Origin of the sequence: Flavonifractor sp. An82 (assembly GCF_002159265.1) — a bacterium.
Lineage (GTDB): Bacteria > Bacillota > Clostridia > Oscillospirales > Oscillospiraceae > Flavonifractor.
On record NZ_NFHG01000035.1, the window covers coordinates 1 to 15,375 of the forward strand.

Consider the following 15,375-nt stretch of genomic DNA (forward strand, 5'->3'; position numbering starts at 1 on the left):
AGAGCGGCCTTCCCAAAACGGCGTCCTGTTACGAGAGCATGTTCCAGGGGCTTGTCAGGAAGTACAACAAGCACCACAAACCAGAAGAAGCCCTGCCGAACATCACGCCTCATACCATGCGGCACACTTTCTGCACTCGGCTTGCCCAGGCTGGAATGAACCCCAAAGACCTGCAATACATCATGGGCCATTCCAACATCACCATGACGCTGAACTATTACGCTCATGCGGATTACGCCTCTGCGAAGGCGGCGATGGACAAGCTGGCGGCTTAGTAGTAAGGCCGGTTTTCTACTACGGTTTTACTACTTTTGACCGCCAAATGAGGCTCCGATATGCCATGATATGCGGGGTATCTTCCGAAACGCAAAATGCCGGAAATGCTTGATATTCCAAGCAATTCCGACATTTGCGAAGTGGTGCCAAGATAATCAGAAAATCGGTAGAACTTTCCGCAGAAAAGTTATCTATTTGGTGGGGCCGATACTTATGTTTGCCCTTACCGATGCTAAAAGTCCATCACCGACTTTGCATAATACCAGAGAGGTAATCAAGCAAAAGAACCCGCACAGTTATGGTTACATGCCACAACTGTACGGGTTCTTATCATTTAGAATAGATTCTTTCCACTGAGATCATCTAACGATAGTATCGCTTCTTGAAAATGCATTCAATATGTTGGGTAATGCTTTGCACTTCATTAGCCAGAACTGGCCACGCCTATCTTTATTTTTAAAGAGACAGAGTCTTATGGAGCATTTTATTCATCATAATTATCATCATCGTCAATATCAATACGGAATCTAAACTTCGGCTCAGTCTTTGACCGTCGGACCACGCCCGTAGGCTCGGAAATCTGAGAATCGGCTCGAAAAGCCTGCCCTTCAATAATCTTCATAAATTGATCCACCACATGATCTATGGCAGACGAATCCTGCTGAAAAAGTCCCCAATTCAAGCCCAAGAAGTTACTGGCCCCCATCAATGTATAGGCCAACACCTCGGTATCGATGTCCTGATAAATCTCACCATTGCTTTTCGCCTTGTCCAGGCCCTGCTTGTAGGCTGAGCAGAATGTTTCGTAATACTCCTGGAACAGGTGATAATCCACGTACATAGATTCCCAGATGATATGGTACATATACTGGTTTTCCATGGTAAATTTCAGCCATGCCCGCATACCGACACGTTCGGCCTCCAGCCGGGTCTCACAATCCTTGATGGCGCGGCTAAGATATTTTCTGATCTTGTGGCTGCATTGAAGCAACAAATACTTATATAGATTATATTTGCCGTCAAAGTACAGATAGAATGTACCAGAAGCAACACCGGCCAGGCTGGTAATTTCATTAATGGAAGCGGCGTGATAGCCCTTTTCATAAATGACTTGCGCAGCGGCGCTGAGAATATTGTTCAATGTAGCGCGCCCCCGCTTGGTGCGAGGCATGTTTACAAGTTCTTCCTGCATACGACGAAACCCCTCTAAATTTCTGCCGGGCCAACAATGCCCCTGTCAAAATCCTGATCGTAGCAATCCGAGCTACTGTAACTGTGGAGGTCAGGCAGGCCAGATACAGGTACATAAGCATTGTCGGTTATTAACATGATCTAAAAGTTTAAGTATATTATAGCGAACTTCAATAATTACTGCAACCAGCAAGAGCAAAAAACCAGTTTTCGATGGTAATGACATTTTAAAGAAAAAGAGCTTGGTATATTCCACACTTTTGGAAAGCAGCTGCAACACCCATACCGCGGATAAAAATAGCGCCAGTGTTGATGCGTGCTTTTCTCCTTTCAAAACTCTGCGGCCATCTGGTGTAACGTCGTTTTACAGCTCTCGAACCTTGTATGCAGTCTAGCAGTTTTACACCAATCACAAAAAGGCAAAAGCAGAAAACGGATGCATTAGATTTCAATGTATCCGTTTTCTGCTTTTCCTATGTTACAGAAAGTGCTCTGTTATGAGGACAATTAGACGATCGTAAATGTCGTCTTCGGATTATTGATAAAGCCCAGCGTCAAGGCAGCAAACAGAACCGGTTTTTCATACATGGATGCATGCCCACAGCCAGGGATCACCACGTATTCGCAATTGGGTATCCGCTCCACAATACGCCGCTGCTCTTCCATAGGCGTCAGGTAATCCTCCATGCAGGAAACTACCAGCGTGGGGGTCTGAATCTGATCCAGCTGATCGGTCACATCAAAATCAGACGAGCTGTTGGTCAGGCGCACCATAGCCTGCATAAATTCCTGATTGGAGAACACAGTCTGGAGCACCTTGTGCCGCTGTTCCATCCAAGTATAGTGTTCCCGATAGAATCCAGGAGAATAGATCACAGGGATTGTGGTCATATAATAGGCCTCCGCATTATCGGCGGCCAGATTCCACGCCTCACCGATGTCACCCAGCCAGGGACCTGTGCGCGACGTGGTATTGAACAGCACCAGCCGGTTGAGCCTGTGGCCATATTTGATGGCAAACCGCTGCGCCACCTCGCCGCCGTATGAAATCCCCAGCATGCTGACCTTCTCAATTCCAAGCTCATCCAACAGTGCCAGAACCACCTCTGCCTGAATCGCCTGAGAGAAGGGGCCGTCCATTTTGCTGCTCTTTCCCTGATCCAGCATATCCAGCAGAATCAGTCGGTTATTGGCGGAAAAAGGCTCCACAAACTCCGCCCAGCTGCCGCAGGACATCATAATGCCATTGAGCACTACGATGGGTTCCCCGGCGCCGTATTCCTCGTAGTGGATAGATTTATCCTGAAAAACAAATCGCGCCATGTTTACCTCCGTCCAAGAATGCCGACTTCCACTGCCTGATCCCACAGCTGCTCACGGAATTTGGGATGCGCAATCTCAATAAGCCGCGCCACACGATCCCGGATGCTAGTACCGCGCAGTTCCGCCACACCGTATTCCGTCACAACCCGGTCCACATCATTGCGGGACAGCGATACTGCCGCGCCTGGCATTAGCTGCGGTACGATCTTGGAAACCTCTTGCTTCTGGCCGTCGGGCCCCTTCACCATAGCGGTGGAATACAGGGCAATAATGCTCTTTCCGTTTTTGGACATCTGCGCGCCAACCGCAGTGTCGGACTGGCCGCCGGTGCCAGAGAACTGCCGGGAGCCCAGAGACTCCGAAGCGCATTGTCCAGTCAGATCCACTTCCAGGGAGGTATTGATGGACACCTGGTTATCATTCTGTGCGATCACATAGGGATCGTTGACCCATGCACCATCCATAACTGCCACAGCAGGGTTATAATCAATAAATTCATACAGCTCAGGAACACCCATAGCAAAGGTAGTGACCATCTTTCCCCGATAGGTCTGCTTGCATTTGCCGTTGATTACGCCCATTTTAGCCAGGCGCATCATGCCACTGGTGAGCATCTCAGTATGTACACCCAGATCATTTTTCTGCTCCAGAGCTGCGGCTACGGCATTGGGAATACCTCCAATTCCGAGCTGAATGCAGGAGCCATCAGGCACCATCTCCGCGATCAGCTTGCCGATCGCCGCGTCCTTTTCGCTAAATGGTGCGTCCGGAATAACAGGAGGAGCATAATCCGCACGAACCAGGTAGTCCACCTCACTCACCGGCACCTGAAGGTCGCCCAGGGTGTAGGGCATATTGGGATTAACTTCCAGAATGACCAGATCAGCCGCTTCCAGCATTCTCTTCTCATAGGTATTGGACAGAGACAGAGAGACGTATCCGTGCTTATCCGGCATAGAGGCCGCACCCACATAGATGTTCGGCTTCACAAACTGCAGTCGCTTGGTACAGGCCAGGTGAAGATGGTTCGGGATATACGCCATATTCCCGTTTGCATGTGCCTTGCGCATCTGAGGCGCAAAGAACCAGCCATCCACTTCAAAGGAATCCACATATTTCGGATCATAGATCTGGGACGGGTGGGTGGGAAGACAATTGGTCACCTTTACGCCGCGAACACGATCTGCGATCGTGTGCAGCTGGCCCATAAACAGCCCCGCCTCCGCAGCGCCTAGTCCGGTTACAATGACGTCACCAGACTTCACCATTTCCAGCGCCTGCTCAATGGAAATATACTTATCCTCATACTGCATAATGGTTCACTCCTTATCCACACAGGAGATAATGTACTTCATAATAAATCCCAAAACAGCCAATCCGAGATAATCTCGGCCGTAAATACGGGGCACAGTATCCCAGAAGAAGGCCTCGTCGCTTTCTGTATCACACAGCTGCTTCCAGCCCAGCACTGAGCTCTTTAAAATGGAGACCAGTTCGCCAGCGGAACCGATCACAGAAATAGTCTCGCCCTGTTCCGGAGGACACAGTTTTACATAACCTGTTCAGTGTAGAGGAAGGAGGCCCAGCGCGGCCCTCCTTCCTCGCAGATCCGCGAAGTTATGCTATCCGCGGCAACACACCGTAGTTATGTGTGCTGAGAACTTAGCCGGCAGAGAGCAGGGTCTCCATGCTCTGCAGGCCGTCCACCAGCTCCCAGCCGCCTTCCACGTCAGGATTGATCTTGGACAGGTTCATTTCCTGGGTGCCGACGCGGTTGCCGTCAGCATAGTCGATCTTGCCGCCGAAGGGGTTCTGGATGGGGCCGCCGGTCTCCAGCGCATTCATGTAGTTCTCCCAGGTGATGTCCTGACCCTCGATGCGGCGCAGGCCCTCGCAGAAGAAGTGAGCGGCGATCCAACCGGTCTGAGCATAAGCGTTCATGGAGTAGCTCTCGTCGATCTTGCCGACCCACTCCTGATACAGGGCCAGAGCCTCTTCGTCATCATAAGCCACCCAGCCGTTGCCGTACACGTCAAACTTACCAGCGATATCGTCTGCTACCAAGGGAGGAATGGCGGAGGACACGTTCACGTAGGTGGTGATAACAGGGGCGGTGTTGCCCTGAGCCGCCAGCTCCTTCACGATAGTGGGCATGGTAGCCTGGATGGCAGCGCAGATGATAAAGTCAGCACCACTGTTCTTAATGGAGGTAACCGCAGCGGACACGTCAGCGGAGCCGGCAGCAACCTGCTCGGCAACGTAGTCAATGCCCAGCTCCTTGCACTTCTCCTCCGCGCCGGTGAGCATGTCTTTGCCGGCGTCGTCGTTGGTGTAAATGATACCAATCTTGGTTGCGTCAAATGTACCTACGCCTCGGGCCACCATGATCTGACCCTCAGTGGTGTAAATGGGCTGAACGGGGAAAATGTTATAACCTTCCTCGTTGGTGGTGGCATTCTGCGCATACAGCTGGCCGATGCCGGTGGCAAAGTACACAGCGGGGATGCCATAGCTCTTCAGGTCCTCAATGGTAGCGCCAACTACGGGGGTACCGAAGTGTCCGACGATAGCAAAGACCTTCTCGTCCTCCACAAAGTTCTGGAGGGCGGCCTTACCCTTTACGGGGTCAAACTCGTCATCAGTGTGCAGGAACTCGATGGTTCTGCCATCAATACCGCCTTCAGCGTTGACCATGTCCAGATAAGCCTGGATGCCGGCGTTAAAGGGCACGCCCACAGGAGCATAGGAGCCGGAGGTAGCCGCAGAGTTCGCAATCAGAACGGTGGTATCCGTCACGCCCTGGGAATACTTCACGCCACCGGATTCTCCACCGGGATCAGAGGTATTGCTGCCGGAATCCTGTGAACCGTTGTTGCCGCAGGCCGCCAGGGACAGAACCATAGTCGCCGTCAGGAGCAGGGAGATAATCTTTTTCATTTCAGTTCCTCCTGTTCAATATGTTTGTGTGGACGACTCCACATGGGGCACAAAATCATATATTGGGGGCCGCTCAGCCACCCAGGTACGCCTCTACCAGCTTGGGATCGCGGATCAGTGTGCTTGCCTCGCCCGAGATGTTGCACTCTCCTACCTCCAGAACGTAGCCGAAGTCCGCAATCTTCAGCGTCTGAAGGGCATTCTGTTCCACGATCACAACGGTAGTTCCTTCCTCTTTGATCTCTCTGATAATTTCAAAAATATCTCGCACCACCAGAGGCGCCAGACCCAGAGAAGGTTCGTCCAGTAGCAAGATCTTGGGATTGGACATCAATGCCCGTGCGATTGCCAACATCTGCAGCTCGCCGCCGGAAAGCGTGTAGGCCAGCTGACGCTTGCGCTCAGCTAGACGGGGGAAGTAGCGATAGCACCGCTCAAAACCCGCCTGAATGACCTTTTTATCCCGCACGGTAAAGGCACCTACCTTCAGGTTCTCCTCTACTGTCAGATCACCGAAAATCTGACGGCCCTCCGGAGACTGTGCAATGCCCAGACGGGCAATTTTCTCCGTATCCATGTTGGTAATGTCTTTGCCGTAAAACTCGATCTTTCCTTCTGCAGCCGGAGTCAGGCCGGAGATGGTACGCAGTGTAGACGTCTTTCCCGCGCCGTTGGCACCTAGAAGCGCCACAACGCTACCCTCGTACACCTCAATATCGATCCCCTTAACCGCTTCAATGGCACCGTAGCGAACCTTAAGGTTCTTAATGGAAAGAGCTGTCTTTTTCATTCGGGCTCCTCCTCACCAAGATAGGCTTCCTGCACCAACTTATCTTTCTGGATCTCTTCTGGCGTCCCGCAGGCCAGGAACTGGCCGAAGGAAATCGCGCAGATACGGTCACAGATGTTCATGACAAGGCGCATGTCATGTTCCACCAACAGGATGGTGCAATGATAGACATCCCGCACCTGTCGGATGGTCTCCGCCAGTTCGGCCGTCTCCGAATCGTTCAAGCCGGCCGCGGGTTCATCCAGAATAATCAGTTTGGGATTGCACATCAGGGTACGAGCAATCTCCACTTTTTTCAATACGCCGTAAGGCTGTCCACCCGCCAGGGTATCCTTTAGATCTGCGATACCCAAGAAGTCCAGTGCCTGCTCCGCCTTGGCACGCATCTCCCGCTCCTCGCGGCGAGCCCTGGGCAGGCGCAGAGCCTGCTCAAATATTGTGGCTTTAAAATCAGTATGGGCACCGATCAATACGTTGTCAATCAAGGAAAGTTCCTTAATGACCTCTACGTTCTGAAAGGTACGAACCAGGCCCAGCCGAATGATCTCGTGAACCGGGCGACCTACCAGATCCACCACGTCACCGTTTTTGCAGCGGAACAAAACCTCGCCCCGATCGGGATGATAAAACTGTGTAATACAGTTAAAGGCAGTGGTCTTGCCTGCACCGTTGGGACCGATCAATCCGAAGATCTCTTTCTCTTTTACATAAAAGGAGAGTCCCTCCACCGCTTTTAAGCCGCCAAACTGAATAGACAGATCAGTAATGCTCAGCGCCTGCTGATCAGGTAACGTGTTGGCAGCACGATGCGTCTTAGACATCGCTGGCCCCTCCCTTCTTCTTTCCACGGGTAAAGAGCTTTTTAATATCGTTGCACAGGCCAACTACTCCGTTGGGATAGAACATGACGACCAGGATGATGAGTACGCCGGTAAAAATGTAGGCAATGCCGTCAATCTTACCAATCACCGGGATCCGCTTCAGCAGCAGGTCGGGAACCGCAAATACGATCAACGCACCGATTACCGTTCCATAAATGGAGCGCAGTCCGCCGATGACCACTACGGCCAGAATGTTCAGCGAAAGCATCATGGTCCAAATAGACGGATAAGAGAACTTTACGAAGTGCATGTACAGGGCGCCGCCCAAAGCCGCATAGGCAGTGGCAATAGCAAAAACGATCAGCCTGTATTTCAGCAGATAGATACCCATAGCCTGCGCGGCCACCTCACTGCCTCGCATAGCGTGCAGGGCGCGGCCCATCTGTCCGTTGACCAGATTATGGGTCAGCATCATAACCAGCACCAGAACTACCGCCAGCAGAACAAAGGTCATCTCACGGCTGAGAGACACACCGAAAAGCTTGGGATAGCTGGCAGTCAGGCCGGAAAAGCCATTGGTGAACTGATCCAGCTCCTCAAAGGTCTTACGCAGGATCTCAGATACGCACAGGGTTGCGATAGCCAGATAAATACCCGCTACCCGCAGGGAAACGAATCCGACCAGAACACCGATAAACGCGGCGATGATCACCGCAACCAGAAGTGCCACAATAAAAGGAGTCCCCACGGAATCTGTCAGGTACCCGGATATATAGGCTCCCAAACCCATAAAGCCGGCAGTGCCCAGGGAGATAAGACCAGAATAGCCCAGCAGAAGGTTCAGACCGAGGGCCACAATGGAGTAAATCAGCACACTACCAAGATTGACTACAAAAGAACTGGGCATAATGCCGCTGTTGGCCAGCAAGGGCAGCAGGCAGATCACTACGCCAAACAGGATGTAGCGGATGTAGGGGGTTTTCAAAACCCCAGGAGCAGAACGCACAGGAGTCGCAGACGGTTGTACGGTATTGCTTTCCTTTTTCATTGCCGTCCTCCTTCTCAGACTTTTTTGATTAGTTTCTTGCCCACCAATCCCTGAGTCCGGAAGACAATAAACAGCAGAACCAGCAGGTACATAAGCTGTCCGCCCCACACAGAGGAGACATACAGCGTCAGCAGGTTGGTTCCAATGGCGATAATGTACGCGCCCAGCACCGGACCATAAAAGGTCTGGAATCCACCCAGAACGCAGGCGATCAGTGCATTGACCTGCACAGAGTCCATAACATTGGGTGTAACAGAGGTGGTCGGCGCAATCATCACGCCGGACAGACAGCCCAGGCAGGCAGCCAGCGCCCACGCAAACAGGGTCACATTCTTGGTGGGAACGCCCATCAGACGGGCCACAGGCTCATTGGAGGCCGTGGTACGAATGGCAATGCCCATTTTGGTCTTTTGCAGGACATAAAAGAGGATCACCATCAGGATGATACCCAGCAGAATGTTAAAGAGACCGTTGTAGGTCAGATAGGCTCCGCCCAGATTCAGCTCTCCGCTTTCAATAAAGCGCGGCAAACTGAGCGGGTCCACGCCGAAGAACATGGGCGCCAGGCCTACAAAGACCATAATTAAGCCCAGTGTAATGATCTGCTTAGCAATGGGTGAAACCTTCTTTGCCCGCCGGATAATGAAAAAATCCACCAGACAGCCCAGTAAAACAGCGGTACAGAGGCCGCACACCGTAGCCATCCATAAGGGGAGCTTCAAACCCGCCACCAAAGTGGCCACCACATATGTATTGAACATCCCCATCGAGCCCTGGGCAAAATGCGTAATGTTGCTTGTTCTAAAAATGATGATGATGCCCAGCGCTGCCAGTGCATAGACGCCGCCGGTTTCCAAACTGCGAAGTACGACTTGGATGAAGGTGCTCATAGATTGTTTACCCCCATTGAATTACATTTGCCGCCCACGTGTAGCCGATACCTGCGGCAATCATGACGACCGTGTCGCCATCCTTTACTTTCCCCTGCTCCAACGCCAGTTTCAGAGACAGGATCTGATCAATCTGTCCAACATGTCCGTAGTTCTCCAGGTAGATTGTCTGATCCTCCGTAAGCCCCAGATCCTTCAGCATACCCAGGTGGCCGGAACGCTTAATATGAAGGATATCCAAATAATCGATGTCCGCCCGGGTCTTTCCAGACTTGCGCAGCGCTTCGTCAATGCAGTGCATCCAGTTGGGCATGGATTTCTCATTCAGCAGCTCCTTCATCTTTACCGCATCCATCAGGCGCAGCTTGAAGTGCTCATCCACATTCTCCTGGGTCACAGGATTCTTGATTCCACCTATCGCGCCGCCGGCCGTCCACACGATGGAACCGTCACTCATAAGATGGGTGCCCAGCAGCCGATTCTTGCCGTAATTCTTCTTCAGCAGAACCGCACCGCCACCAGCGCTCAGATTAAACATGAACGACACGTCATTATCTGTAAAGTCAATCAGGTCACAGTTGCGGTATCCGCCGCACACCAGAACCGTATTGCACTCATCGTCTGCGATCAGAAGATCCTTCGCCATTTTCAGTGCCGAAACACTGGTGCAGCAGCGATTCTGTACATCGATACCCCAGGCGTTACGAGCTCCGATCCGATCCTGCACATAGCAGGCAGATGTTGTAAGCGGATACTCCTTCCACTCTTCGGTAATGCAGAGAATCGCATCGATTTCCAGGGGATCGACCCCAGTATTCTTCAGACAGTCAAGGGCGGCGAGCGCTCCCATCTCCTGTGTGCCATCGCACGGATCGTCGCTCGGCACGTACTTCTGCACAATTCCCAGCTTATTGATTACCGCATCTTCCGACCAGTTTCCATTAGTTGCGGCAGATATCTCGCTGGCAGTCATTATTTTCTTCGGCAGATAGACTCCAATTCCAACGATTCCTACATCCGGCTTGCGTTCCATATTAAAATACCCCCATCCATACTTTGTTCACAGTGTTATTGCCTGGTTTTCCAATTATATGGTGCATTTCCAGGCGAAATATGAATGACAAATTATGTTGAAGGGTCGTTCAGTATCCCCATTATAATAATCGCTCACTATTTTGTCAATAGTATAAAGGTTATATATTTTTGTTTTGTACATTTAGTATATTTTATGCTTGACAAAGGAAAAATGCAGCGCTATATTCTATGTGAAGGGTGATTCAGTAATATTATTTTGTTTGGGAGGCTTTTTTATGGCTAACGGGTTGACAATGCAGCAAATTCAGGTCGGAGATGTCTCTACTTTTACCAAAACTGTCACAGAAAGTGATATTACACTGTTCGCCGGATTCAGCGGCGACTTCAATCCCGCCCACATCAACGCCGTAGCCGCCGAACAGAGCATGTTCGGTCGGAGAATTGCTCACGGTATGCTGTCTGCCGGTTTTATTTCCACAGTTCTGGGCACTCAGCTGCCTGGCCCTGGCACTATTTACATGGCTCAGGAGCTGCGCTTCGTAAAGCCGGTATTCATCGGTGATACTGTAACCGCAATCTGCACTGTCGTAGAGCGGAACGAGGAGAAAAACCGCCTTAAGCTGGAGACCGTGGTCGAAAATCAGAACGGCGAAAAGGTAATTACCGGTTTCGCCACTGTAATGCCGCCCAAGGCCTAACGGATACACGTTTCATTTTTATATGACAGGAGGACTTTTGCTGCTATGAAAGAAGTCTATGTTGTCAATTGCTGCCGCACCGCGGTCGGCTCCTTCGGTGGAAGTCTGAAGGACGTACCCGCTGCCGATCTGGGCGCCGTCGTGGTGAAGAACGTGCTCAGCCGTGCCGGAGTAAAGCCTGAACAAGTGGACGAGCTGATGTTCGGCTGTATTCTCACCTCATCTCAGGGGCAGAACATGGCCCGCCAGGTGGGCGTGAAGGCCGGCCTGCCCTACTCCGTCCCCGCCTACACCGTTGGTATGGTGTGCGGCTCCGGCATGAAGAGCGTCATCGAGGGCGCCCGGGCCATCCTGGCCGGCGACGCCGACATCGTCGTAGCCGGCGGCACCGAGAATATGTCCGCAGCTCCCTATGCCCTGCCTGCTGAACGTTGGGGCGCCCGGATGGGTGACAAGAAGGTCGTGGACACCATGATCAAAGACGGCCTGTGGGACGCCTATAACAACTATCACATGGGCACTACCGCAGAGAATATCGCCGATGTGTGGGGCATCACCCGCGAGGAGATGGACGCCTTTGCCGTGTCCTCCCAGAACAAGACCGAGGCCGCCCAGGCTGCCGGCAAGTTTGTGGATGAGATCGTGCCCGTGATGGTCAAGAAGAAGAAGGAAATGGTGGAGTTCAAGGTGGACGAGTACCCCAAGGCCGGCGTGTCCATGGAGGGCGTGTCCAAGCTCCGCGGTGCCTTCCCTGTGGGCCCCGAGGGCGTGGAAGACGAGATCGTCCACACCTTCGAGGTCACCCAGGTCCACGAGGCCGATGCCAAGCAGCATGTCCAGCGCGTCACCGCCGCCAACGCCTCTGGCATTAACGACGGCGCTGCCGCCATCCTTCTGGCCTCCGGCGAGGCTGTTGAGAAGTACGGCCTGAAGCCCATGGCCAAGCTGGTAAGCTGGGGCCAGGGCGGTGTCGATCCCAAGATCATGGGCGTGGGCCCCGTACCTGCTTCACGCCAGGCTATGGACAAGGCCGGTCTGAAGATCGAGGACATCGATCTGGTGGAGGCCAACGAGGCCTTTGCCGCTCAGTCCATTGCCGTGGCCCGCGAGCTGGGCTTTGATCTGGACAAGGTCAACGTCAACGGCGGTGCCATTTCCATCGGTCATCCCGTGGGCGCTTCAGGCGCTCGTATCATCGTCACCCTGCTCCACGAGCTGGCCAAGCGTGACGACGCAAAGAAGGGTCTGGCCACTTTGTGTATTGGCGGCGGCATGGGTGTTGCCACCATCTTTGAAAAGTGTTAAATACGCTACCCTCCTTTCCCCTCAAAAGGCCAGACTTTCCCAGTCGGAAGTCTGGCCTTTTTGGTCTTCTGGCGCCCTCGAGAATAATCCGCCTTTTAAAATCCGAATCAAAATTCAGGTTTCATGTTGATATTGATGATGACAATTTTTAATGAATGACCCATGCAGACTGAAATAGGATGAGCAAAAGCGGACAGCGCCTCATCTCTGATGTCGAACCGTAAAACTGCGTCAGGGGGAGTTTTCTTAAGTTCCTCATATATAGCAGCTTTTCGAGATGTGGATATAAAGTAAATTGAGGGTGATCGACATGCGTTCCAATAACATTCGTTCTTTTCCCGCCGTCGACAATTCAACTCACTTTCTTTCTCTGTTGACCAATACCCCATTTGAAGGAATTCTGGCTGTGGACACACATGGGATCATCCGGTTTGTCAACGACTTTTTTGTAGACCTGATCCAGCAGGAACGCAGCCAGCTTTTGGGTGCGCCTATCAGCAAGGTGCTCCCGGATTGCCGTCTGGGGGACACTTTGGCTCGAGGCTATTCCGAGTGGGGCGACCTGCTTACCATTCAGGGTAAAGAAGTTTACACCTGCCGCTTCCCTTTGACGGAAAACGGCATACTGGTGGGTGCCATGCTGAAAACCGTCTTTCCCGACATGATGGTGGGCCGATCCATTGCAGAGCATATGATATTTCTGGGCAGGGACGTGCATCCTATCCCCCCAGCCAGGACGCTTTTTACCTGTATGAGCATCGTCGGCGAAACAGAAAGTATGCTCTATGTCAAAAAACTGGCCCGTCGGGCTTCACGCACCAGCTCCACGCTGCTGATTACCGGCGAGAGCGGCACGGGAAAGGAGATCATCGCTCAGGCGGTACATACCCGTTCCGTACGCCGGGATGCGCCTTTTATCAGCGTGAACTGCGGCGCTATTCCCCGGGATCTGATTGAATCGGAGCTTTTCGGCTACGAAAGCGGCGCATTTACCGGCGCCAAGCGGGGCGGCAGCCCTGGGAAATTCGAACTGGCCAACGGCGGGACAATCCTGTTAGATGAAATCGGCGATATGCCTCTGGATATGCAGGTCAAGCTGCTGCGCGTACTTCAGGAGAAGGAGGTCTGGCGGGTGGGCGGAGCGGCTCCTGTCAAACTAGATGTTCGGGTGATGGCCTCCACTAACCGGGATCTGCTCCAGATGGTGCGCGAGGGCGCCTTCCGCCAGGATCTCTATTACCGGCTGAATATCCTGTCCATCCATATGCCGCCTCTGCGGGAACGGTTGGACGATCTGCCCGACCTCATCCAAAGCCTGCTCTGTCGGATTAACCAGCGCATCGGTTCCCACGCCTCTGGCATTACTCCGGAGAGTATGAAGATTGCACGCCGCTATTCCTGGCCGGGAAACGTGCGGGAATTGGAAAACGTGCTGGAACAGGCGGTAAACTGGAGCAATGATTCAGTGATCGATTTTTGCCGCATCCCCAACCATTTTTGGGAGGAGTCTCCGTACAACAGCGAAATAAAACGAAGCAGTGAACCTGTAATCCTACAACAGGAGCTTGGCCGGAAGGAGCGGGAACTGCTGGAATGCACTTTACAGGAGGCTGGCGGCAACCGCAGCGAGGCCGCCCGTATCCTCGGCATTTCCCGCTCAGCGCTATACCGCCGACTGGAAAAATACAAGATGTAAATATGCCCTTAGAGTGTGCCCCGGCGTTGTTCCCCTTTCGTCCGCTTGTCCGGTCAACTCGGGACAGTTGTACCGTTTTTAATACAGGAACAAGCGGCGTACCCCCGTATTTCCCTTGAAAAATCAGCACCGTGCTATTTGGCATATAACTTGCTCCTTTTTTATGTAGGCTCTAACTGATGAAAAGGAGGGAGTTATTTTGTCCAAACTGTCCAACAAAGTCATTGGACACTTCAACCCTCAAGATCTTTACCGCGGAAGCAGTGACGGAAGTCTGCCACAAGGCGCTTCAGATATCATAAGCTGTTCCATATTCAGCAGGAAAGCCTTGGTTGGGCTGTCTAACCTCTTTAAGCAAGGGAGGTTTTTATGAAACTTCATGCGTCCGGGGAGGACTATCTGGAGGCCATCCTTGTTCTCCATAAGGCAGACGGATACATTCTGTCCTGTATCGAGCCATACGGCCGGTGCGCCATGACCTCCCCTCCGGGAGCGAGCGATCTACACCTGGCCGCAAAGCGGACGCGGCACTCTGCGGGCGATGACATACAGGCAGGTCAAATATACTCGCGCATTGGACGCCCGCAAAGCATCGTGCGCCGCACCCATCAGCATGGGCCGGGGTGAAATTCCCGTGGAGCTGTGCCAGCAGCCATCCGTTTTCTGCCTCTTATTTTTTGCAACACCGTCCTCTGAAAGGGGACGCGCAAATTTTTAGTCCAACGGTATTAAGTCAAGAGGGGGTGACGCAAAAAAATTGAACAAAAAGGAGCAAGAAGTGGAATGCAGGTAGCAAAAAGGCAACACCAACCTAAGCCCTGTCCCCTGAGTTTTTGAAACAGAGCGATTTCGTCAGAGCGGCAAGCGGTTCGCTCAGCCCTCCGGCGGGATATACAGGCGGTTGTCTTTCAGCAGCCTAAAGACCAACCGAACCAGTTTTCTGGCAGTTAGTGCGAGTGCACGTTTGTGCTGGTACTTGTTGACCTCATGGTACTTGAGGTCATAGTAGCGCCGGAACTCGGAGTCGCATCTTCTCACAGAGTTGGCGGCTTCCAGCAGGTAGTAACGGAGATAGCGGTTGCCGGATTTAATCATCCGGGAGTGCTCCGCTTCAAATTCACCGGACTGGTGCTGGGTCCAGACAAGGCCGGCAAACTTGGCGACAGAGGCTTGGGAATCGAAACGGTGGATATTGCCAATTTCAGCGATGATACCGGCGGAGTAGACCTTGCCAATGCCGGGAATGGAGGTTAGGGTAGGAAAAATGTCAAGCGGAGCACCGTGAAGGGCCGGGAATACCTGATGTCCGTCCTGAAAGAGGACCCCCTTGGGTCCCGGAGCATTGACAGCGTGAAACTGTCGGAC

Annotated in this window: 15 protein-coding genes; 4 read left to right on the forward strand and 11 right to left on the reverse strand. The window is 52.5% G+C overall.

The features are described 5' to 3' along the window. Positions 1-275: tyrosine-type recombinase/integrase (locus B5G34_RS17505; protein ID WP_162609526.1), on the forward strand; the 275-nt coding region annotated here is incomplete at its 5' end. Positions 276-760: 485 nt separating this feature from the next. Here the strand turns inward: B5G34_RS17505 and B5G34_RS17510 are convergent. From B5G34_RS17510 to B5G34_RS17555, 10 genes are all read right to left on the reverse strand, one after another. Continuing rightward, positions 761-1,468, reverse strand: coding sequence for a TetR/AcrR family transcriptional regulator (locus B5G34_RS17510; RefSeq protein WP_087340468.1), 708 nt, complete (start codon positions 1,466-1,468; stop codon positions 761-763). A gap of 506 nt (positions 1,469-1,974) precedes the next feature. Then, positions 1,975-2,790, reverse strand: coding sequence for an alpha/beta hydrolase (locus B5G34_RS17515; RefSeq protein WP_087340471.1), 816 nt, complete (start codon positions 2,788-2,790; stop codon positions 1,975-1,977). 2 nt (positions 2,791-2,792) lie between these two features. Then, a complete protein-coding gene (locus B5G34_RS17520) occupies positions 2,793-4,103 on the reverse strand; it encodes an acetyl-CoA hydrolase/transferase C-terminal domain-containing protein (RefSeq protein ID WP_087340472.1) in 1,311 nt (436 codons plus the stop codon). A 6-nt stretch (positions 4,104-4,109) separates the two neighbouring features. Next, positions 4,110-4,304, reverse strand: a complete 195-nt coding sequence (locus B5G34_RS17525; protein WP_087340474.1) for a hypothetical protein — start codon at positions 4,302-4,304, stop codon at positions 4,110-4,112. Between the two features lie 148 nt (positions 4,305-4,452). After that, on the reverse strand, positions 4,453-5,727 hold the full coding sequence (locus tag B5G34_RS17530) for an ABC transporter substrate-binding protein (protein WP_087340476.1): 1,275 nt from the start codon (positions 5,725-5,727) through the stop codon (positions 4,453-4,455). A gap of 73 nt (positions 5,728-5,800) precedes the next feature. Further along, positions 5,801-6,517: an ABC transporter ATP-binding protein gene (locus B5G34_RS17535; protein ID WP_087340478.1), complete on the reverse strand. Its 717-nt coding sequence runs from the start codon at positions 6,515-6,517 to the stop codon at positions 5,801-5,803. After that, a complete protein-coding gene (locus B5G34_RS17540; protein WP_087340480.1) occupies positions 6,514-7,338 on the reverse strand; it encodes an ABC transporter ATP-binding protein in 825 nt (274 codons plus the stop codon). The genes B5G34_RS17535 and B5G34_RS17540 overlap by 4 nt, the downstream gene beginning before the upstream one ends. After that, the gene (locus tag B5G34_RS17545) at positions 7,331-8,386 is read right to left on the reverse strand and encodes a branched-chain amino acid ABC transporter permease (protein WP_087340482.1); all 1,056 of its coding nucleotides are present in this window, start codon (positions 8,384-8,386) and stop codon (positions 7,331-7,333) included. Before B5G34_RS17545 ends, B5G34_RS17540 begins: the two co-directional genes overlap by 8 nt. 14 nt (positions 8,387-8,400) lie before the next feature. Then, on the reverse strand, positions 8,401-9,276 hold the full coding sequence (locus B5G34_RS17550) for a branched-chain amino acid ABC transporter permease (protein WP_087340484.1): 876 nt from the start codon (positions 9,274-9,276) through the stop codon (positions 8,401-8,403). A gap of 7 nt (positions 9,277-9,283) precedes the next feature. After that, entirely contained in the window at positions 9,284-10,309 is a 1,026-nt protein-coding gene (locus B5G34_RS17555; protein WP_087340486.1) for a 3-oxoacyl-ACP synthase, read from the reverse strand. Between the two features lie 277 nt (positions 10,310-10,586). On the opposite strand from B5G34_RS17555, the gene B5G34_RS17560 reads away from it, so the two are divergent. The 3 genes from B5G34_RS17560 (at position 10,587) to B5G34_RS17570 (ending at position 14,010) form a co-directional block, all read left to right on the forward strand. Beyond that, positions 10,587-11,009 (forward strand): MaoC family dehydratase, encoded by a 423-nt coding sequence (locus B5G34_RS17560; RefSeq protein WP_087340488.1) that lies wholly within the window; start codon positions 10,587-10,589, stop codon positions 11,007-11,009. A gap of 45 nt (positions 11,010-11,054) precedes the next feature. Next, a complete protein-coding gene (locus B5G34_RS17565; protein WP_087340491.1) occupies positions 11,055-12,314 on the forward strand; it encodes an acetyl-CoA C-acetyltransferase in 1,260 nt (419 codons plus the stop codon). Between the two features lie 406 nt (positions 12,315-12,720). Next, positions 12,721-14,010 carry a sigma 54-interacting transcriptional regulator gene (locus B5G34_RS17570; RefSeq protein WP_162609527.1) on the forward strand — a complete coding sequence of 430 codons (1,290 nt, stop codon included), beginning with the start codon at positions 12,721-12,723 and terminating at the stop codon, positions 14,008-14,010. Between the two features lie 873 nt (positions 14,011-14,883). Here the strand turns inward: B5G34_RS17570 and B5G34_RS17580 are convergent. Then, a partial coding sequence (locus tag B5G34_RS17580; protein ID WP_242957116.1) for a transposase occupies positions 14,884-15,375 on the reverse strand: 492 nt, incomplete at its 5' end.

Coding starts and splice junctions, on each gene's coding strand:
- B5G34_RS17510 (WP_087340468.1), bottom strand. CDS start 1,468: ATGCAGGAAGAACTTGTAAACATGCCTCGCACCAAGCGGGGGCGCGCT.
- B5G34_RS17515 (WP_087340471.1), bottom strand. CDS start 2,790: ATGGCGCGATTTGTTTTTCAGGATAAATCTATCCACTACGAGGAATAC.
- B5G34_RS17520 (WP_087340472.1), bottom strand. CDS start 4,103: ATGCAGTATGAGGATAAGTATATTTCCATTGAGCAGGCGCTGGAAATG.
- B5G34_RS17530 (WP_087340476.1), bottom strand. CDS start 5,727: ATGAAAAAGATTATCTCCCTGCTCCTGACGGCGACTATGGTTCTGTCC.
- B5G34_RS17535 (WP_087340478.1), bottom strand. CDS start 6,517: ATGAAAAAGACAGCTCTTTCCATTAAGAACCTTAAGGTTCGCTACGGT.
- B5G34_RS17540 (WP_087340480.1), bottom strand. CDS start 7,338: ATGTCTAAGACGCATCGTGCTGCCAACACGTTACCTGATCAGCAGGCG.
- B5G34_RS17545 (WP_087340482.1), bottom strand. CDS start 8,386: ATGAAAAAGGAAAGCAATACCGTACAACCGTCTGCGACTCCTGTGCGT.
- B5G34_RS17550 (WP_087340484.1), bottom strand. CDS start 9,276: ATGAGCACCTTCATCCAAGTCGTACTTCGCAGTTTGGAAACCGGCGGC.
- B5G34_RS17555 (WP_087340486.1), bottom strand. CDS start 10,309: ATGGAACGCAAGCCGGATGTAGGAATCGTTGGAATTGGAGTCTATCTG.
- B5G34_RS17560 (WP_087340488.1), top strand. CDS start 10,587: ATGGCTAACGGGTTGACAATGCAGCAAATTCAGGTCGGAGATGTCTCT.
- B5G34_RS17565 (WP_087340491.1), top strand. CDS start 11,055: ATGAAAGAAGTCTATGTTGTCAATTGCTGCCGCACCGCGGTCGGCTCC.